The sequence below is a fragment of the Streptomyces sp. NBC_01237 genome (genome assembly GCF_035917275.1).
In the GTDB taxonomy this organism is placed as follows: domain Bacteria; phylum Actinomycetota; class Actinomycetes; order Streptomycetales; family Streptomycetaceae; genus Streptomyces.
Genome location: NZ_CP108508.1, coordinates 3,132,319 through 3,151,219 on the forward strand (window position 1 = coordinate 3,132,319; position 18,901 = coordinate 3,151,219).

Sequence of the window (18,901 nt, forward strand, 5' to 3'; positions counted from 1 at the left end):
CCGCTTTCCGCATCCGCACACGCCCGGTCGGGCGACGGCGGAGCGGTGTCAGCGCAGGTCGACGAGGTCGACCAGATCGGCGATGGAGTCGACGACGGTGGACGGCCGGAAGGGGTAGCGGTCGATGTCGGCGAGGGAGGTGAGGCCGGTGAGGACCAGGAAGGTCTGCATGCCCGCCTCCAGGCCCGCCAGGACATCGGTGTCCATCCGGTCGCCGATCATGGCGCTGGTCTCGGAGTGGGCGCCGATGGCGTTCAGTCCGGTCCGCATCATCAGCGGGTTGGGCTTGCCCGCGAAGTACGGGTCCTTGCCGGTGGCCTTGGTGATGAGGGCGGCGACCGAGCCGGTGGCGGGCAGCGGGCCCTCGGCGGACGGTCCGGTCTCGTCCGGGTTGGTGCAGATGAAGCGGGCGCCGCCGTTGATCAGCCGGATCGCCTTGGTCAGCGCCTCGAAGCTGTACGTACGGGTCTCGCCGAGCACCACGTAGTCCGGGTCGTGGTCGGTGAGGACGTACCCGATGTCGTGCAGCGCCGTGGTGAGCCCCGCCTCGCCGATGACGTACGCGGTGCCGCCGGGGCGCTGGTCGTCGAGGAACTGGGCGGTGGCCAGGGCGGAGGTCCAGATGTTCTCCACCGGTACGTCCAGGCCCATGCGCTTCAGCCGGGCGTGCAGGTCGCGTGCGGTGTAGATGGAGTTGTTGGTGAGGACGAGGAAGGGCAGCCCGGAATCCCGCAGCCGCTTGATGAAGGCGTCCGCACCGGGGATCGGCGTGCCCTCGTGGATGAGGACCCCGTCCATGTCGGTGAGCCAGGATTCGATCGGCTTGCGCTCTGCCATGTGACGGGACTCCTGCCGTACGTACGCTGTGCACACGAGGTGCCGGGACGCCGGCGGCACCGCGTTGTGCAGCGCCGACGTACCCGATTTTAGAGGGGTGCCGGTCCGCGGTCCGCCCGGCGGGCCCGGTCGGGGACGCGGACCGCCGCACGGCCGACGGGAGCGCTCAACTCCCCGTCCGCCGACGAGGAGTTGAACATGGGTCCAGACCTGTTACCTTTTCGTTACGCTGTGCCGGTGGTCCGCGCCGGTGCGGTGGGCCCGCCCTCCGAGGGTGGTCAGCTGCCGGTGGCCGACTTCCAGGCGTCCACGTAGTCGTCCAGGTTGGTGCCGATGTCCGACCAGTCCGGCTCGAAGATCTCCACGCCCTCCATCAGCTTGGTCAGCTCGATGGCGTTGGCGTCGGCCGCCTCGATGTCCTTGCGGGCGGCGAATCCGCCGCCGACCGCGCTGACGTCCTTCTGGGCCTGCTCGGAGAGCATGAAGTCGAGCAGCTTCTTGCCGTTGGCGCTGTGCGGGGCCTTGTCGACCAGACCCGCCGCGTACGGGAGGGCGAAGCTGGTGGGCTTGCCGTCGCCCTTCGCCGGGAACCAGATGCCGAGGTTGGGCATGTCCTTGGACTGGGCGAAGTTCATCTGGACGTCACCGTTGGCGGCGAGGAGCTCGCTCTTGTCCACCTTGGGGGCGAGCTTGCCGGTGGAGGCGGAGGGGCCGACGTTGTTGGTCTGGAGCTTCTTCAGGTACGCCATCGCCGGCTCCTGGCCGCCGAAGTCGTGCATCGCCTTGATGAGGACGGCCGTGCCGTCACCCGCGACGCCCGGGGTGGAGTACTGGACCTTCTCCTTGAACTTTCCCTCCAGCAGCTCCTCCCAGCTCTTCGGCGGGGTCTTCAGCTCCTTCTTGTTGTAGATGAAGCCGAAGTAGTTGTTGACGACGGAGGTCCACTTGCTGTCGGCCGCCTTGTCGGCGCCGTCGACCTGGTCGGCGCCGGCGGGCGCGTACGCCGTCAGCAGCCCCTTGGAGTCGGCCTGCTGGATGAAGGGCGGCAGCGTGACGAGCACATCGGCCTGGGTGTTGGACTTCTCGCGGACGGCGCGCTGCACCATCTCGCCGGAGCCGCCCTCCACGTACTTGACCTTGATGCCGGTCTTCTTCTCGAAGTCCTTGAAGACCTTGTCGTACCAGCCGTCGCCGTTCTCGCCCTTGAGGCCGTCGGCGCTGTAGACGGTGACGACCTTCTCGTCGGAGGCGGCCGAGGAGCCGCCGCAGGCGGAGAGGGTGACGGCGAGGGCGAGCGCGCCGGATACGGCGGCGATCGGCTTGAGGTGGCTCTTGCGCATGGGTGTCGTTCTCCTGGGAAAAAAGTCGTTGCGTACGAAGGAGGGGCCGCGGATCAGCGGTACGAGGCCCTGGTGCGGATGCGGGAGACGCCGAGCAGGACGAGCAGCGTCGTCCCCATCAGGACCACGGCGACCGCCGCTCCGGTGAAGAGCGAGCCGCGGTCGGTGGCCGCGAAGATCTGCACCGGCAGCGGTGTCCAGTCGGGCGGGTAGAGCATCATCGTGGCGCTCAGCTCGCCCATGGACAGGGCGAAACAGAGCCCCGCCGCCGCCGTCAGGGACGGCAGCAGGAGCGGCAGCCTGATCCGCCACAGGACGTACGAGGGGCGGGCGCCGAGGCTGGCCGCCGCCTGCTCGTACATCGGGTCAAGACGCACTATGGCGGCCGAAACCGACTGATAGGCAAACGCCGTGACAAGAACGGTGTGCGCGAGGATCACGATCCAGCGCGTTCCGTTGAGCAGGACCGGCGGCCGGCTGAACGCGACGAGCACCGCGAGGCCGACGACGACGGACGGCACGGCGACCGGCAGCATGAACAGCGCGTCCAGGAACCGCTTCCCCCGCTTGCGCAGCGAGGCGGCGGCCAGCGCGGCCCAGCTGCCGATGAGCAGGGCGAGGAGGCTGGCGGAGAGGGCGGTGACCAGGCTCGTGGTGAGTGCCTGGAGGGAGTCGCCGCTGGTGGCGGCGGCGTAGTGCTTGGTGGTGGGCCCGGAGGGGAAGGCGCCGGACCAGTTCGTGGTGAACGACGCGGCGACGATGACCAGCAGCGGCACCGCGAAGAGCGGGACGAAGAGCAGGAAGAAGACGGACCAGGTGGCCCACTTCCCGGTTCGGCTATGCACCAACACGGCGGCTCACCATCCGATACAGGCTGTAGAGGCCGACGGAGATCGCGATGTTCACGACGGCCACGACACAGGCGGCCGGGTAGTCGGACTCCAGGATCGCCTTGCCGTAGACGAGCATCGGCAGCGTCGTGACGCCCTTCGCCCCGGTGAACAGCACGATCCCGAACTCGTTCAGGCACATCACCAGGACGAGGCTGCCGCCCGCGGCGAGCGCCGGGAGCGCCTCGGGGAGGATCACCTGCCGCACGATCCGGGCCGGCTTGGCGCCGAGCGAGGAGGCGACCTCCAGCTGGGCGGTGTCCATCTGCGAGAACGCGGCGAGCAGGGGCCGCATCACGAAGGGCGTGAAGAAGGTGATCTCGGCGAGCAGGACGCCCCAGGGCGTGGTGAGGAAGTGGAAGGGGCCGTCCGCGGCGCCGGTGACATCCGTCCAGATGCCGTTGGCCATGCCGACGCTGCCGTAGATGAAGAGCAGGGCGAGCGTGATCAGGAACGACGGGAAGGAGAGGAACACGTCGATGAACTTGGCGACCGCCTTGCCGCCGGGGAACGGCACGAAGGCGATGACCAGCGCGAGCACGAAGCCGAGGACGAGACATCCGACGGTCGAGCCGACCGCGAGCCACACCGTGGTGGTGAGCGCGTCGCGGAAGGACCGGGAGGCGAAGACGTCGGCGTACGGGGTGAGGGAGGTGCCGCCCTCGTCCGGGGAGAAGGACTGCTGGACCACGAGCGCCAGCGGGTAGAGGAAGACGAGCGCGAGGACGATGACGGGCGGCAGCGCCCACAGCACGCCCGTCCTGCGTTCGCGGACGACGCGGCTGCCGGACGGGCCCCGGCGGACGTCCTGGGCGGCGACGCTAGCCATGGACCCCTCCGGATATCGTCGCGCGCTCGGCGGCCGGACCGTCCTGGGGTCCGGCCGCCGGAGGGCTCTGGGGTCCGGCCGCCGCCCCGACCGGCAGGAGTACCGCGTCCTCCGCGGCGAAGTGCAGGGTGACCTTGTCGCCGAGGGCCGGGGTCTCGCGCAGTTCGCGCAGGTCGGCCTTGATCCGGTGGCCGTCGATGTCGACGTACAGCCGGTGGGTGGAGCCGCGCCACTGGACCTCGGTGATGGCCCCGGTGAGGGCGTTGGGGCCGTCGCCGAGTCCGACCAGGTGGGGCCGGACGCAGAGGGTGGCGGTGACGCCGCTCGCGACCTGGCCGGTGGGTACGGCGAGGTGGTGACCGGCGAAGTCGACGCGGTCGGTGGTGTCGGTGACGGTGACCGGCAGCAGGTTGGCGTTGCCGACGAACGAGGCGGTGAACTCGGTGCGCGGGCGGCGGTACAGCTCCTGCGGGGTGCCGCAGTCCTGGAGCCGGGCCCGGTCCATCACGGCGATCCGGTCGGCGAGGGTGAGCGCCTCGACCTGGTCATGGGTGACGTACAGGATGGAGACGTCCGGCAACTCCCGGTGCAGCCGCGCCAGTTCGGCGAGCATGCCGGAGCGGAGCTGCGCGTCGAGCGCGGAGAGCGGTTCGTCGAGCAACAGGACGTCGGGGCGGATGGCGAGCGCGCGGGCGATGGCGACGCGCTGCTGCTGGCCGCCGGACAGTTCGCGCGGGTAGCGCGTGGCGTACGCGGCCATGCCGACGAGTTCGAGGGCCTCGGCGACCCGCTCGGGGATCTCGGACTTCGCCGCCTTGCGGGCCTTGAGCCCGAAGGCGACGTTGTCCTGGACCCGCATGTGCGGGAACAGCGCGTACTGCTGGACGACCATGCCGATGCCCCGCTTGTGCGGGGGCAGCCCGGTGACGTCGCGGTCGCCCAGGTACACCCGCCCGGAGGCCGGCCGGACGAATCCGGCGACGGCGCGCAGGGCGGTGGTCTTCCCGGAGCCGGAGGGCCCCAGGAGCGCCATGACCTCGCCGGGTTCGACGGTCAGGTCGAGCTGGTCGAGGACGACGTTCCCGCCGTACGCGACGCTGACCCGGTCGAACCTGATGCCGCCGCGCACGGCGTCCGCCCCGCCCGTCATGCCTCGGCCCGCGCGATCAGGTCCGGCAGTTCGGCGACGGACCCCAGGACATGGGTGGCTCCGTGGCGGGTCAGCTGGTCCTTGTCGTGGGCGCCGGTGAGGACACCCGCGACGATCCCGGCGCCGGAGCGGACCCCGCTGAGCATGTCGTACGAGGTGTCCCCCGCGACGACGAGGCTCGCGACGTCGTCCACCGCGCCGGTGCGCAGGAACGCGGCGAGGACCATGTCCGGGTAGGGGCGGCCGCGGCCACCGGCGTCGGCGGGGCAGAGCGTCAGCGCGACGAGGTCCTGCCAGCCGAGGGCGGCGAGGATCGCGTCCTGGGTGGTGCGGGCGAAGCCGGTGGACAGGACCACGGTCCGGCCCTCGGCCGTGAGGCGTTCGATGGCCTCGCGGGCGCCGGGGACGGGGGCGATACGGCCGCCGTCCACGAGTTCGCCGTACGCCGCCTCGAAGGCGAGGTTGGCCTGCTGGGCCTTGTCCTCGTCGCCGAAGAGGTGGCGGAAGACGGAGATCTTGGACTCGCCCATGGTGGCGCGGACGTAGTCGAGCTTGGCCGCGTGGTCGGCGGAGCCGGGGACCACACCGAGGCGCCCGGCGGCGGTGGCGAAGGCCTGCTCGACCAGGCCGCCGTCGATGACGGTGGTGCCCGCCATGTCGAGGACGACGAGGTTCAGGGGGGTTCGGGGGCTCTTCGCGCCCTGCTTGGCCCGCGTGTTCTGCGTGCTCTGCGTGCTCTGCGTGTTCTGCGTGCTCTGCGGGGCCTGAGGGCCCTGGGGGTTGTGCGTGGTCAACGTGTTCACCAGCCCAGTTCGTTGGCGGTCGTTTCGGCGATGGCGGGCGAGCAGGTCATGCCGCGCCCGCCGGGCCCGGTGACCAGCCAGACGCCGTCGCGCACCTGCCGGCGGTGGACGACGCGGCTGGTGTCGGTGCACTGGGCGTAGACCCCGGCCCAGCGGTGCCGCACGCGCGGCAGCGGGCGGCCGAGGAAGGACTCGACGACCCGGGTGAGGTGCTCGTAGGGCTCCTCGACCGTGTCGAAGGCGAAGGGGTGCTCGTACTCGTGGGTGTCGCCGATGGTCAGTCCGCCGTCGCGGCGCTGCACCATCAGCAGCTGCATCCGGTGCTCGGCGGCGGTCGGGTCCTGGGCCTGTCCGGCGTTGAGCGCGTCCAGTGCCCCGCCCCGGTACGCCGGGTAGTAGCGGAAGCTGTCGGCGTCGGCGACGGAGGTGGTGAGCGCCTCGCCGAGCGGGTCGGTCTGCATCATCTGGAGGCGGACCCGGCGCACGGGGAGGTCGGGTCCGGCCAGCTCGCGGACGAGGCCGCCGAGCCAGGCGCCGGTGGCCAGGATGACGGCGTCACCAGTGTGGATGTCACCGTGGTCGTCGCGCACGGAGGCGGTACCGACCACCTCGCGGACCTCGCGGCCCCCCAGGAACGTATAGCGGCCGGACGCCAGCAGGGCCTCCTTCAGGGCGAGTTGGGCGGTGCGTGGCTCGACGGCCGCGTCGCGCTCGCACCACAGGGCGGCGGAGAAGGTACCGCGCAGGGCGGGGTTGACCGCGCGCGCCTCGGCGGCGGTGAGCAGCTTGTAGCCGCGGGCCGCCGCGTCGGGCCTGGCGACGGCCGCCTCGGCGACGGCGGTCTCCAGCTCGTTGCGCAGGGGGGTGAGCGAGCCGCAGGCCCGGAAGCCCACGTCCGGGACCCGCTCCCCGATCTCCTGCCACAGCTCACGGGCGCGGAGCGCGGTCTCCAGCTCCTCACCACCGGCCCGCCCGCTGACCCATATCTGTCCGAAATTCCGGAGCGATGCTCCGCGTGCCTCGCTCTCGCGCTCGATCTGTACGACCTCGTGGCCGCGGTTCACTGCGTGCCAGGCGTGCATGGTTCCCACCACGCCGGCTCCTACGACGATGACTCTCACGACGGCAACGCTCCTCGGGGCGGGTGGCCCGTACGGATCCGTACGGCAACGGGACGGTGAACGACCACCCAAGCTTGGCCTAGACCCGTTACGTTCCCGTTATCGATGTGAGTCGATCACGTCGACCGCCGCTCGCGTGCGGCAGGTCAGCCGCGGCGGCCCAGGTGGGCGGTGAAGGAGAACCGGTCGCCGCGGAACAGGGTCCGCACCCGCTCCAGCGGGCGGCCCTCCGTGTCCCGCGAGAGCCGGTGGAGCAGCAGCATCGGCAGGGCGGGCGGCGTACCGATCAGCAGCGCCTCGCGCGGGGTGGCCAGCACCGTCTCGATCCGCTCGTCCGCGTCCCCGAAGGAGACCCCGAGCCGGTCGTGGAGGTAGGCGTAGAAGGAGGAGTCGGGGTCGAACCCCGTGTCCAGTTCCGGGACGCGGGCGACGGAGACGTACGTGCTCTCCAGGCCGACCCGCTCGTCGTCGGCGAGCAGCACGCGCTCCAGGTGCCAGACGGGCTCGCCGCGCGGGACCCCGATCTCGGCCGCTATGGCCTCGGGGCAGGGGAAGCGGTCGAGGCCGATGAGATGACGGCCGGGCTGCCGGCCCTGGCGGCGGACACCCTCGGTGTAGCTGGCCAGGGAGAGGGGCTGTTCCAGCTTGGGACCGGCGACGACGGTGCCCCGGCCCTGCCGCCGCAGCCGCCCCTCCAGCAGGAGTTCGCGCAGCGCCTGACGCACGGTCTCGCGCGACACCTCGTAGCGCAGGGCGAGTTCCCGCTCGGTGGGCAGCAGGCCCCCCTCGCCCAACTCGTCCACCAGGAGGGAGATATGAGCTTTGACGGCGTAGTACTTGGGGATACGGCCGTGCTCCGGAATGCCGGAACGGATCGGTGCGCCAGGTGCCTGGTCGTTCAGGTAGTCCACGGCCCGATGGTGGCAGACACAGATGAACATCTCGGTGCCGGACGGCGCGCCGCGCCGACCTGCGGACCTGCGGGTGCGCGGGGTGTGCGGATGCGCGGATGTATGGGCGCGCGGGTGCGCGGGTGTAGCGGGTGTACGGGTGTGGCGCGTGCGCGGCGCGCTCAGTCCTGGCCGCGACGGAGCCGGCGGACCCGGACGACCATGGCCGACCCGCCGACGAACAGCGCACCGGCGGTGATCCCGGCCCAGGCCGTCAGGTCCTGCCCGGTGCGGGCGAGCTCGGGAAGGGGATTCCCGGCGGCGTCACGCAGCGGGGCGTCGGGGCGGGGCGCCGTACCGTCGGTGCCGGTCCCCGGGTCCGTACCGGTGCCCGCGTCGGTGTCGCCGTCCGCGCCGGAGTCGCGTGGTTCGCCGCCGTCGAGATCCCCCTCGACGATGCGGAAGGGGTAGTCCTCCGACTCCCCCACCCAGCCCCCGTCGTCCTTGTCCCTGCCCGCGCCCTTGCCGGTGGGCTTCCCCGGGTGGCGCTGGACGACGGCGGCGTTGGCGGTGACCCGGCCGGGCCGGGTGTCGGAGGTGAAGGCCATCCGGACCTGGACGGTGACGGTACGTCCGGCGGGGACGGTGAAGCCGGGGAACGCCCCGTCCGGCTCACCGCCGCCGAATACCCCGATCTGCTCGTCCCGGTCCGTGGTCTCCCACGTCACCCGGTGCTCCGTGCCGGGGCCGGTGCCGTCGGAGAACTCCAGCTGGATCTGGTCCGCGGTCAGCTTCCGGTCCTGGTCGGTGAGGACCAGGACCGGGTGGATGGCGCGGCACGACTCGGAGGTGGTGTTGGTGAGATCGAGGTACCAGGTGCCGTAGCCGCCGCCGGAGGCGTAGGTGTCGGGGCCGCCGTGGATCCGGGTGCCGATCGGGAAGTCCTTGGTGTCCGGGTCACCGCAGGCGGGCTGCTGGTCGGCGGGGAGGGCCGCGGGGACGGCGGCGGGGGCGGTGGCGGGTACGGCCACCGGGACCGGCCGGGCGGCGGCCGGAGTCCCGCCGAGGAGGGCGGCGGGCACGGCGAGGCCCGCGGCCAGTCCGAAGGTGGTGAAGGCGCGGCCGTCGCGCAGCCGTGCGGGGGGATTGGGGGGCATAGGGGGACACCCTTTGCTGCTCGCGAACGACCGGGGCGGGGGCCACCGGCTGTGGACGGCGACGTTGCCACGCGCGCGCGGATGCGGGGCGGCGACATGCCGGGCCGTCGCCCGTACGGCCCCCGCGGAAGGTCAGGCGAAGGCCGGGTCGGCGAGATCGAGGGTCAGCAGGTTGTGCCAGTCGTTGGTGAAGACGGCGGTCGTCCCTTCGTGGCGCACGCCGACGAAGGGGTTGGAACGCCACATGACGGCCACCCACCGCAAGGAGCGGTCGGCGTCGAGACGGGCGAGGTAGCCGACGTTTCCCATCCCGCTGCCACCGCCGGACAGCCATCCCGATCCGTCAGGCAACCGGCTCTCGAAGCAGGGGTCCGCCTCGGTGATGCCCTCCTCCTCGATGACCCGCGCCAGGTCGACCGGCTCCCCGAGGCGAAAGGGGATCGGCTGCCCGGCGTCCGGGTGGTAGGCGCCGGGACCCTCCACATGCACCTCCAGGGCGGTGTCGTCCGGCCGGTACAGCGCGTCGCCGTACGGCATCTCTCCGGCCGCCCACAGCCGCTCGATCACTCCCACGACCCCACCCCTCGGCCCGCCGCCGCTTGTGCCGTCCGTCATACGCCGTCCACCGGCCATCGGTCACCCGTCACCGGTCACCGGTCCGGCCCATCGGTCATCCGTCACCGGTCCGGCCACCGGTCACCGACACCGGTCCTGTGACCGGTCATCCGTCATCCGTCATGCGTTCCGGACAGGTCCTGGCAGCCGGACGCCGGCCCCATTCTCCCCACCCGCCCGAACAGCGGCGCGAGCACCAGTTGGGCGGCACCCTCCGCGACCGGCCGGTCGCCTCCCCCCGCGACGGTGACCGGTACCGGCCGCCCGGTCCCGTCCCGCCGGGCGCGCTCCTCGATCACGGCGCGCACCCCCCGTACGTACGCGTCCTCGTCGGCGGCCACGGTTCGCCCGCCCAGCACCACCCGGTCGATGTCGAGCAGCCCGACCAGATTGGCGGCGCCGGTCCCCAGCACCCGTGCGGCCTCCGCCCGGTCGCCCCGGGCCTCGGCGGCGAGGCAGAGCACCTCGACGCAGCCGCGCCCCCCGCAGCCGCACACGGGCCCGTCGAGCTGGAGGGTCTGGTGCCCGAACTCCCCGGCCCCGGTGCGTGTCCCCCGGTGCAGCTCCCCGCCCAGCACGAGCCCCGCGCCGAGCCCGGTCCCCAGGTGCAGGTAGGCGAAGTCGCCCGCGTCGGGCGCTCCCAGGGCGAGGCCGAGGGCGGCGGCGTTGGTGTCCTTGTCCACGACCACGGGCAGCCCGGTCCGCGCGGCGAGGGCGTCCCGCAGCGGGTACCCGTCCCACTGCGGGAACCCCGTGACGCGGTGCAGCACCCCGTCGCGGTGGTCCAGGGGGCCGGGCAGGGCCACGCCCACCCCGAGCACCCGCGGCTCCGGCGCACCGGCGCCCGTCTCCCGTACGGTGTCCGCCCCCCGGCCCGTGGACACCTCCCGTACTGCCTCCACCTCCCGGCCGGTGGACACCTCCCGCCCCGTAGGCGCCTCCCGTACCGCGCACACCTCCCGTACCGCGTCCGCCGCGTCCGTGAGCACCTGCTCGGCCGGGGCGCCGAGGTCCAGCGGCGCCTTCCGCGCGGCCACCGCCGTGCCGGTGAGGTCGACCAGGACGGCGGTCAGTTCATCGCGGTCCAGGTGCAGCCCGACCGCGAATCCCGCCTCCGGGACCAGGCGCAGCAGGGTGCGGGGCTTGCCGCCCGTGGAGGCGCGGTGGCCCGCCCCGGCGACGAGGCCCTCCGCCCGCAGCCGGGCGGTGATCTTGCTGACGGCCTGCGGGGTGAGCCCGGTGCGCTCGGCGAGTTCGAGGCGGCTGATGCCGTCCCCGCCCGCCGCCCGCAGCAGGTCCAGCACCAGCGCGGCGTTGTGGTGGCGCAGCGTCGGAAGGTTGGCCCCGGCTCCGTTCCTGGTATCGCTCCTGTTCACCACCCCATTGTCCCCGACGCTTGCACTTTGGCAACAGCGTTGCTTAAGTGGAATGCATGACTGCCCACGCTCCCCTTCGCGTCGCACTCGTCGGCTACGGTCTGGCCGGCTCCGTCTTCCACGCCCCGCTGATCGCCGCGACCGGGGGCCTGGTCCTCGACACGGTCGTCACGTCGAACGAGGAGCGGCAGGCACAGGCCCGCGCCGAGTTCCCCGAAGTCCGGTTCGCCGCCTCGCCCGAGGAGCTCTGGGCGCGGGCGGACGAGCTGGACCTGGTCGTGATCGCCACCCCGAACAAGACCCATGTCCCGATCGCGACGGCCGCGCTCACGGCGGGCCTGCCGGTGGTCGTGGACAAGCCGCTGGCCGGCAGCGCCGTCGAGGCACGGGAGCTGGCCGCACTGGCGAAGGAGCGCGGGCTGCTGCTCTCGGTCTTCCAGAACCGCCGCTGGGACAACGACTTCCGTACGCTCGCGGCGCTGATCTCCGACGGCGAGCTGGGCGAGGTGCAGCGCTTCGAGTCCCGCTTCGAGCGGTGGCGTCCGCATCCCAAGGGCGGCTGGCGCGAGTCGGGAGATCCGGAGGAGATCGGCGGGCTGCTGTACGACCTGGGCAGCCATGTGGTCGACCAGGCCCTCTATCTGTTCGGCCCGGCCGTGCAGGTGTACGCGGAGGCCGACGTACGCCGTCCGGGTGCGGCCGCCGACGACGACACGTTCCTGGCGATCACGCATGCGAACGGGGTCCGCTCGCATCTGTACGTCAGTGCCACCGCGGCCCAGCTCGGCCCGCGGTTCCGGGTGCTCGGCTCGGAGGCCGGTTATGTGAAGTACGGGCTGGACCCGCAGGAGGCCGCCCTGCGCGCGGGCCTGCGCCCGGCCGCCGGGGAGACCTGGGGCGAGGAGCCCGAGGAGCTGTGGGGCCGCATCGGCTCCGGTGAGTCCCCGCTGACGGGCGGCGGCGCCCCGGTCCGTACACTGCCGGGCGACTACCCCGCGTACTACGCCGCCGTGGCCGCCGCCGTACGCGGCACCGGCCCGAACCCGGTGACCGCGCTTCAGGCCGCCGCCGCGCTGGACGTTCTGGAGGCCGCCCGCCGTTCGGCCCGCGAGGGCGTCTCCGTGACCCTGCTGCCGCACCACGACGAGAACGCGTTCACCGACGAGGAGCAACGTTCATGAGCCACAGCGCTCCGACCATTTCGGAACTCATCTCCCAGGAGCGCAGCCTGACGCTGCCGCACTTCGGGTACGACGACGCGTACGCGCTCGGCGGCCTCCTGGTCGCCCTGGCACGCGAGCGGCACGCCCCGGTCGCGATCGACATCCGGCGCGGCGCCCAGCAGCTCTTCCATGCCGCGCTGCCCGGTTCCAGCGCGGACAACGACGCGTGGATCGACCGCAAGCGCAGGGTGGTCGAGCGGTACGGCGAGAGCTCCTACCTGGTCGGCACCCGGTTCCGGGCGAAGGGAACGACGTTCGAGGATTCCTCGCGGCTGGACCCGGACAGGTACGCCGCGCACGGCGGTTCGTTCCCGATCTCGGTCGAGGGCGCGGGCGTGATCGGCTCGGTCACGGTCTCCGGCCTGCCCCAGGCCGAGGACCACGCGCTGGTGGTCGAGGGGCTGGAGCAGTTCGCCGCGACGCTGGGCGCCTGAGGCAGCGCAGCAGCAGGAGCTCGGACAGGGGCAGGGGCGGAGCCGGGCCGGCCATGGCTCGGGCTCCCGGTGGAAACGGGCGCAGGGGCGGGACACCGCGCATCGCGGTGCCCCGCCCCTGCCGTACGCACCGGCCGATCGGCGGATCAGGCGTCCTTCAGCTCCTGCCGCTGCCGTCCGAGCCCCTCGATCTCCAGCTCCACGACGTCACCCGCCCTGAGGTAGGGCTTCGGATCGGGCTGCCCCAGGGCGACCCCGGCCGGCGTGCCGGTGTTGATCACATCGCCCGGGTACAGCGTCATGAACTGGCTGAGATAGCGGACCACCTCGCCGACCGGGAAGATCTGGTCGGCGGTGGTGCCGTTCTGCTTCAGCTCGCCGTTGACCCAGAGCCGCAGTGGAAGTGCCTGCGGGTCGGGCACCTCGTCGGCCGTCACCAGCCAGGGGCCCAGCGGGTTGAACGTCTCGCAGTTCTTGCCCTTGTCCCAGGTGCCGCCGCGCTCGATCTGGAACTCGCGCTCGGAGACGTCGTGCGCCGTGGCGTAACCGGCGACGTGCCCGAGCGCCTCCTCGGCGGAGTCCAGATAGCGGGCGGTGCGCCCGATGACGACGGCGAGCTCGACCTCCCAGTCCGTCTTGCGGCTGCCGCGCGGCACCAGCACGGTGTCCTCGGGCCCCACGACGGTGTCCGGCGCCTTGAAGAACAGGATCGGTTCGGCGGGGATCGCCGCGCCGGTCTCGGTGGCGTGGTCGTGGTAGTTCAGCCCGATGCACACGATCTTGCCGATCCGGCCGAGCGGCGGGCCGACCCGCAGCCCTTCCGCGTCCAGTGCGGGCAGCCCGTCGGGGGCCGCCGCGGCGGCCCGTACCCGGGCGAGTGCCGACTCGTCGGCGAGCAGGTCACCGTCGATGTCGGGGACGAGCCCCGACAGGTCGCGCAGGGTCCCGTCACGGTCAAGAAGCGCGGGGCGTTCCGCGCCCGCCGTACCGACTCGAAGCAGCTTCAACGGTCCAACTCCCCTTGGTCGAGATCGCGCCCGTCGGTGGGTTGCGGCCAGCGAAAGGCTTGGCCGATCCTCCAAGACATCGGATCACCCCGCAAGACCCTGTTCACACACTGGACCGGCGCACCGGCCCGGTGCCCTCCCGGTCGGTCCTACATCGGGGCGGCCAGGGCGGCACCGGTGGCCGGCATGTCGCGGTAGAGGTAGGCCCTCTCCAGCGCGGTCCAGGTGGTGCTCGTGACCACGTACAGGGCGGCGGCGAGCGGGACGACCGCCACGGTGAAGAGCGTCGCGAAGGACATCAGCGGCATCAGCTTGGTCATCGCCCCCATGCCGGGTACCGGCTGCCCGTCGGGGCCGGTGGCGGGCGTCATCGGGTTCGCGGCCATCTGGCGCTTCGTCCGGCCGTAGTTGAAGGTGGCGACCGCCGCCACGATCGCGAAGAGCCCCAGGTAGACCAGGCCCCGCCCGCCGAACACCCCGCCGTCCGCGAGCGCGTCGTGCCAGCGGTCGCCCAGGGGCGCCCCGAGGAGGTTGTGGCCGAGGAGCGCGTTGGGGTCGCCGCCGATGCTCCGGCTGGAGAACAGGTGGTACAGCAGGAAGAACGCGGGCATCTGGAGCAGGCTCGGCAGGCAGCCGGAGAGCGGGGAGACCTTCTCCTTGGCGTGCAGCTCCATCAGGGCCTTCTGCATGCGCTCGGGGTTCTTGCCGTGCTTCTTGCGCAGGGCCGCGATCTGCGGCTGGAGCTTGGTCCGCGCCTTCTGCCCGCGCGCCGCGGCCCGCGACAGGGGGTGCACGGCGAGCCGTACGAGGGCGGTGAACAGGACGATCGCGGCGGCGGTGGCCGCGCCCTGGAAGAACGGCTGGAGCAGATCGGCCAGCGAGCCGACCAGGCTCGCGAAGGCGGACATGAAGGCGGACATGGGTGAGCCCTCCGGGGGTCTCGTCGTGCCGGGAAGAGAACGAACTCGGCATGACGACCCGCGCGGGGTGCGTGCTTTACGGAAGAGAGGAGAGCAAGCCCTACGCGGCGGCCGTCAGGAGGGCGCGGCCGGGAGCTCGGGGCCGGGTGCGGCCCCTTGCGTCGGGGTCTCGTTGGGGCAGGAACGCGGTGCGTTTCTCGCGGTCCCTGATGGCGGTCCGGACCCTGGTGCGGGGCACCGGGACGGCGCATCGGGCGCTGATGACGGAGCAGGCGAGGAGCGCGGAGCCCGCCGCGGCGGTGGCGGCGAGCGCGACGGCGGCGGAGAGGCTGCCACCCTCGGCGAGGAGGACCTCGGTGAGGAAGAGGACCACGAGCCCGACGGGCCGGAGCAGCCGGGCGAAGGCGCCGCTCAGACGGTTCGCGTCACGCATGGCCCCTCCTCGCTCGGCTCCGCCGGCCGGGTGTCCGGCCGGTGTCCGTCCTGTCGTTCCGCTCATCGGTCTCATCGGTCCGTACGCACGTGCGCGCGTCCGTCCCTCCGTTCGTTATACACGATGGTCCCCGTCACACCGGAGCCGTACGGGGGACCGGCTCCTCGATCTCGTCCTTCGCCAGCACCTCGTCATCGGGCCGCTCGTCCTCGTCGCGCGCCCCCGCGAACGTCACGGCCAGCGCGACGAGGAGGTTCGCGGCGAGCGCGACCAGCCCGGCGTTCACCCCCCACACCGGATCGTTCCCGTTGAAGACGAGCACGCAGACCACGGCCACACCGACGACCAGCCCGCTGAACGCCCCCCGGAAGGTCAGCCTCCGCCACACCAGCGCCAGCAGCACCATGGGCAGGAGCTGCGCCATCCCCTCGTACGAGATGAGCGAGAGGCGTACGAGCGTGTTCGGCGCGGTGTAGGTGAGCAGCAGCGCCAGGCTGCCCGCCACCACGACGACGACCTGTGCGGCGCCCTTCTGCCGTTGCTCCCAGCGGGGCACGAGCGAGAGCACGCTGCGCCCCCACATCGTGCCGATGACCAGCATGAAGACGGCCATGGGCACGATCGAGGACAGTGCGGCGGCGACCCCGATGATCCCGACAGCCCAGGCGGGCAGGGAGTCCACGACCAGCTTGAAGAGCGCGAGGTTCGATTCCGCGCCGACGAGCCCCGGCACCACGAACAGGGCGGCCATGCCGAGCAGCATCGGGACGAACAGGAGGATGTTGTAGGCGGGCAGATACATCGCGTTGCGGCGCAGGGCGTCCGCGTTCCGGGCGCCGAGGTACCCAGCGACGGTGGTCGGGAAGATGACCACGGTCAGCGAGTTCAGGAACGACGTGCTGATGAACCAGGCCTGTCCCAGTCCGCTGTCGCCGTGGCCGGGGAAGGTCAGCCACTCGCTCTTCTCGGTGACGAGCCGGTCCAGGAAGGGCCCGTAGCCGTCGAAGTAGTGCATCGGTACGTAGAGGGCGAGGAACCCCAGCGTGGCGATGACGAGGATGTCCTTCAGCACGGACACCCACGCGCTGCCGCGCAGCCCGCTGACCACGACGAAGCCGGTGGTGACGGCGAAGGCGACGAAGTAGGCCCAGTTCAGGCTGATCGCCCCGTACGAGATGGTCGAGACGACGACGCCCATGCCGGTGATCTGGAGCTGGATGTACGGCAGCAGGAAGGCGGTGGCCAGCACCGCGACCACCGCGCCGAGCCAGGGCCGGCCGAAGCGGTGCGCCACCATGTCGGTGATCCCGACGAGACCGTGCTTGCGCGCGTACGCCCAGAGCATCGGGCCGACGACATAGCCGATGGCGTAGCCGCAGGACATGTACGCGACGACGTACAGGACGGGTGCCCCGTAGTTGTATCCCCAGCCCGCGGCGCCCAGGTAGCTGAAGCTGGTGTAGCCCTCGCCCGCCATCAGCACCCAGATGAAGACGGGGCCGAGGCTGCGGCCGCCGACCGACCACTCGGCGAGACCACCCGTGCCGCCGCCGCGCCCGCGCATGGCGAGCAGTCCGAGGGCGACGGTCGCGACCATGAAGACGGCGAAGACGGAGGTCGCCACGGCGGCGTTCACCGGCGGTCCCCCCGCCTGGTCAGCCACACCGCGACGGGTGTCAGCAGGGTCGCCCCGAGCAGCCACACGAAGAGGAACGGCAGGCCGAACACCACGGGGTCGACCCGGTTCACGAAGGGCAGCGCCCCCAGGTACAGCACATAGGGGACCAGCAGCCACAACAACTGGGGACGTGTCTTGAGCACTCTGAGCACGCAGGGACCCTACCCGCGGCCCCCGCCGCTACCCCCGTCCCGCCGCCGCCCCGGGCCCCGTGGCTACTTCGGGCGCGTCGCGGTGAGCTTGCCCCACACGATGAGCCGGTAGCGGGAGGTGAACTCGGGCGTGCACGTCGTCAGCGTCAGATAGTGCCCCGGCGCGCTGTACCCGGCCGAGGTGCGCACGTTGCTGCGCGGCACGGTGGCGATGACCCCGCTGTCCGACGGCGTCGTCCGCGCGAGGCTCTTGTCGACGGTGTACGTGTAGACGGCTTCGCGGGTCTCGACGGTGATCGGGTCGCCGCGGCGCAGCCGGTCGATGCGGCGGAAGGGTTCGCCGTGGGTGTTGCGGTGCCCGGCGAGCGCGAAGTTTCCGGCCTGTCCGGGCTGCGCGGTGCGCGGGTAGTGCCCGACGTATCCCTTGTCGAGGACGCCGTACTTGCCGATGCCCTGGGCGACAGGAGCGGTGAGGCCGATGCGCGGGATGCGCAGGACGGCGTACGCCTGGTCCCAGCGCGGGGCGGAGGACGCGGAGCCGCGCGGGGCGCCCTCCCGCCGCGCGCCCGGGGAGGTGTCGGGCGAGGTGCCCGTCGACGTGTCCGGCACGGGCGGGGTTCCGGGGTCCGTGCCCGCCGGGTCCGATGTCCCGCCCCAGCCCCGCTGGAGGGCCCGCACCTCGCTCTCGGCGCTCTCGCGGGCCTGCCGGTTGGTCCACCACAGCTGATGGGCGACGAGGAGCAGCAGGACGACGCCGAGGGTGATCACCAACTCGGCGCCGGTCCACAGGCCGCGCACAGCGGCCCGCCGCGCGCTCCGGCGCCCGTTCCGCCGTTCGTTCCGCCACGGGCTCCACCACCCGTGCCACCGCGCGTTCCGCCACGCGGCGGCCCGTGGCCGTCCCCGCGCGCTCCCCTGCACCACGACCGGTATCCGCTCCCGCACGGGCCGCACGATAAGGGCAATCCCCGTAACCCACCAGGGTTCTCCCCGTCCTCCCTCCCGTTGCCGTACAGCAGTACCGTGTGGTTCATGCGCCCCGACACGCCTGCCGACCACACCACCGAAGCCGAGCGCCTGCTGCGCACCGCGGCGCAGTACCCCGAGGACCACGAACCGTTGATCCTCCAGGCCGCCGCCCACCTGGAGCTCGCCGGTGACCGCGCCCGCGCCAGCACCCTCTACGACGAACTGCTCGCCTCCCCCGACGCCACGGTCGACAACCCGCACCTGGTCAAGGCCCTCAAGGCGGCCAACCTCTGGGAGTACGGGCACGAGGCCGAGGCCCGCGCGATCATCGACGGCATCCGTGCCGCGAGCCCCCCGGACGCGGCCCCGTGGGACATCGCCGCCCAGACCCTGGAAGCCCACGACGAGCTGGAGTCGGCCCACGACTTCTTCTCGACCGCGCTGAAGCTGCTGCTGTCGCCGGGCGAGGAAGTCCCGTACGCCACCCAGTCCCTGCTGACCGGACGCCATCGCGTCCGCAGGCTGATGGGGGTCGAGCACGACCCGTGGGACGAGCTGGCCGACGCCCTGCACACGGCCACCGTGCCGCTCGACGAACTCCACGACCCCAAGCGCCTGTGGGCCCTCGGCTCATCCGACCCGGGCGAGCTACAGGCCGAGATCATCCGGCTCCGCTCCGAACTGGGCACCTACCGGACCGCGTTGTCCCGCCCTTTCCCGGTCGCCGTCCTGCACTGGACCGAGGCCGAGCTGCGCGAACTGCTCACCGCGTACCCGGTGTTGACGATCGAGTACCCCACCCACGCCGATCATCTGGACCAGCTGGAAGCCGCGTTGCGCGATCTGCACGCGACGGGCACCCCGAATCTGGGCATCGTCACGGGCACGGTCCCCTCGTACGAGGCGTTCGCCGCGTCGGAGGCCGCGTCCCCCGCCGATCCGGATCTGCTCCCCCAGTACGCCACGATCCTCGCGGCCCGCGGCCGTGCCGTGCCCTGGCCGCCGGCCCGCAGCGCGGCGTGCTGGTGCGGCTCGGGGAACGCGTACCGGCAATGCCACGGGCGCGCCTGACCCACG

At 72.2% G+C, this 18,901-nt stretch carries 20 protein-coding genes; 3 read left to right on the top strand and 17 right to left on the bottom strand.

Features of this window, described 5'->3' with window-relative positions:
- Positions 1-48: 48 nt before the first annotated feature.
- The 11 genes from OG251_RS13790 to OG251_RS13840 all read right to left on the bottom strand — a co-directional run bounded on the left by OG251_RS13790 (position 49) and on the right by OG251_RS13840 (position 11,008).
- On the bottom strand, positions 49-837 hold the full coding sequence (locus OG251_RS13790) for an HAD-IIA family hydrolase (protein ID WP_326677453.1): 789 nt from the start codon (positions 835-837) through the stop codon (positions 49-51).
- A gap of 278 nt (positions 838-1,115) precedes the next feature.
- Positions 1,116-2,177 (bottom strand): 2-aminoethylphosphonate ABC transporter substrate-binding protein, encoded by a 1,062-nt coding sequence (locus tag OG251_RS13795; RefSeq protein ID WP_326677454.1) that lies wholly within the window; start codon positions 2,175-2,177, stop codon positions 1,116-1,118.
- Between the two features lie 53 nt (positions 2,178-2,230).
- Positions 2,231-3,028, bottom strand: coding sequence for an ABC transporter permease (locus tag OG251_RS13800; protein WP_326677455.1), 798 nt, complete (start codon positions 3,026-3,028; stop codon positions 2,231-2,233).
- Positions 3,015-3,896 carry a 2-aminoethylphosphonate ABC transporter permease subunit gene (locus OG251_RS13805; RefSeq protein ID WP_326677456.1) on the bottom strand — a complete coding sequence of 294 codons (882 nt, stop codon included), beginning with the start codon at positions 3,894-3,896 and terminating at the stop codon, positions 3,015-3,017. Before OG251_RS13805 ends, OG251_RS13800 begins: the two co-directional genes overlap by 14 nt.
- Positions 3,889-5,046, bottom strand: a complete 1,158-nt coding sequence (locus tag OG251_RS13810) for an ABC transporter ATP-binding protein (protein WP_326677457.1) — start codon at positions 5,044-5,046, stop codon at positions 3,889-3,891. The genes OG251_RS13805 and OG251_RS13810 overlap by 8 nt, the downstream gene beginning before the upstream one ends.
- Positions 5,043-5,723, bottom strand: coding sequence for a phosphonatase-like hydrolase (locus tag OG251_RS13815; protein WP_326681252.1), 681 nt, complete (start codon positions 5,721-5,723; stop codon positions 5,043-5,045). Before OG251_RS13815 ends, OG251_RS13810 begins: the two co-directional genes overlap by 4 nt.
- 122 nt (positions 5,724-5,845) lie before the next feature.
- The gene (locus tag OG251_RS13820) at positions 5,846-6,970 is read right to left on the bottom strand and encodes a TIGR03364 family FAD-dependent oxidoreductase (RefSeq protein WP_326677458.1); all 1,125 of its coding nucleotides are present in this window, start codon (positions 6,968-6,970) and stop codon (positions 5,846-5,848) included.
- A gap of 146 nt (positions 6,971-7,116) precedes the next feature.
- Complete coding sequence (locus OG251_RS13825) at positions 7,117-7,881, bottom strand: GntR family transcriptional regulator (RefSeq protein ID WP_326677459.1); 765 nt, start codon at positions 7,879-7,881, stop codon at positions 7,117-7,119.
- 161 nt (positions 7,882-8,042) lie between these two features.
- The gene (locus OG251_RS13830) at positions 8,043-9,017 is read right to left on the bottom strand and encodes a hypothetical protein (RefSeq protein WP_326677460.1); all 975 of its coding nucleotides are present in this window, start codon (positions 9,015-9,017) and stop codon (positions 8,043-8,045) included.
- Between the two features lie 132 nt (positions 9,018-9,149).
- Positions 9,150-9,590, bottom strand: coding sequence for a hypothetical protein (locus OG251_RS13835; protein ID WP_326677461.1), 441 nt, complete (start codon positions 9,588-9,590; stop codon positions 9,150-9,152).
- Positions 9,591-9,745: 155 nt separating this feature from the next.
- Complete coding sequence (locus tag OG251_RS13840) at positions 9,746-11,008, bottom strand: ROK family transcriptional regulator (RefSeq protein WP_326677462.1); 1,263 nt, start codon at positions 11,006-11,008, stop codon at positions 9,746-9,748.
- Positions 11,009-11,064: 56 nt separating this feature from the next.
- On the opposite strand from OG251_RS13840, the gene OG251_RS13845 reads away from it, so the two are divergent.
- Together OG251_RS13845 and OG251_RS13850 are read left to right on the top strand one after the other, a co-directional pair.
- Entirely contained in the window at positions 11,065-12,189 is a 1,125-nt protein-coding gene (locus OG251_RS13845) for a Gfo/Idh/MocA family oxidoreductase (RefSeq protein ID WP_326677463.1), read from the top strand.
- Complete coding sequence (locus tag OG251_RS13850; protein WP_326677464.1) at positions 12,186-12,665, top strand: heme-degrading domain-containing protein; 480 nt, start codon at positions 12,186-12,188, stop codon at positions 12,663-12,665. Before OG251_RS13845 ends, OG251_RS13850 begins: the two co-directional genes overlap by 4 nt.
- A 146-nt stretch (positions 12,666-12,811) precedes the next feature.
- Here the strand turns inward: OG251_RS13850 and OG251_RS13855 are convergent, their stop codons facing one another.
- The 6 genes from OG251_RS13855 to OG251_RS13880 all read right to left on the bottom strand — a co-directional run bounded on the left by OG251_RS13855 (position 12,812) and on the right by OG251_RS13880 (position 17,653).
- Entirely contained in the window at positions 12,812-13,672 is an 861-nt protein-coding gene (locus tag OG251_RS13855; protein WP_326677465.1) for a fumarylacetoacetate hydrolase family protein, read from the bottom strand.
- 149 nt (positions 13,673-13,821) lie between these two features.
- Positions 13,822-14,592 carry a YidC/Oxa1 family membrane protein insertase gene (locus OG251_RS13860; RefSeq protein WP_326677466.1) on the bottom strand — a complete coding sequence of 257 codons (771 nt, stop codon included), beginning with the start codon at positions 14,590-14,592 and terminating at the stop codon, positions 13,822-13,824.
- A gap of 100 nt (positions 14,593-14,692) precedes the next feature.
- Positions 14,693-15,025, bottom strand: a complete 333-nt coding sequence (locus OG251_RS13865) for a DUF6412 domain-containing protein (RefSeq protein WP_326677467.1) — start codon at positions 15,023-15,025, stop codon at positions 14,693-14,695.
- Positions 15,026-15,158: 133 nt separating this feature from the next.
- On the bottom strand, positions 15,159-16,661 hold the full coding sequence (locus OG251_RS13870) for a sodium:solute symporter family protein (protein WP_326677468.1): 1,503 nt from the start codon (positions 16,659-16,661) through the stop codon (positions 15,159-15,161).
- Positions 16,658-16,816, bottom strand: a complete 159-nt coding sequence (locus tag OG251_RS13875) for a DUF3311 domain-containing protein (RefSeq protein WP_385890579.1) — start codon at positions 16,814-16,816, stop codon at positions 16,658-16,660. Before OG251_RS13875 ends, OG251_RS13870 begins: the two co-directional genes overlap by 4 nt.
- A 102-nt stretch (positions 16,817-16,918) precedes the next feature.
- On the bottom strand, positions 16,919-17,653 hold the full coding sequence (locus OG251_RS13880) for a class E sortase (protein WP_326677470.1): 735 nt from the start codon (positions 17,651-17,653) through the stop codon (positions 16,919-16,921).
- 234 nt (positions 17,654-17,887) lie between these two features.
- On the opposite strand from OG251_RS13880, the gene OG251_RS13885 reads away from it, so the two are divergent.
- Entirely contained in the window at positions 17,888-18,895 is a 1,008-nt protein-coding gene (locus OG251_RS13885; RefSeq protein ID WP_326677471.1) for an SEC-C domain-containing protein, read from the top strand.
- Positions 18,896-18,901 lie beyond the last annotated feature (6 nt).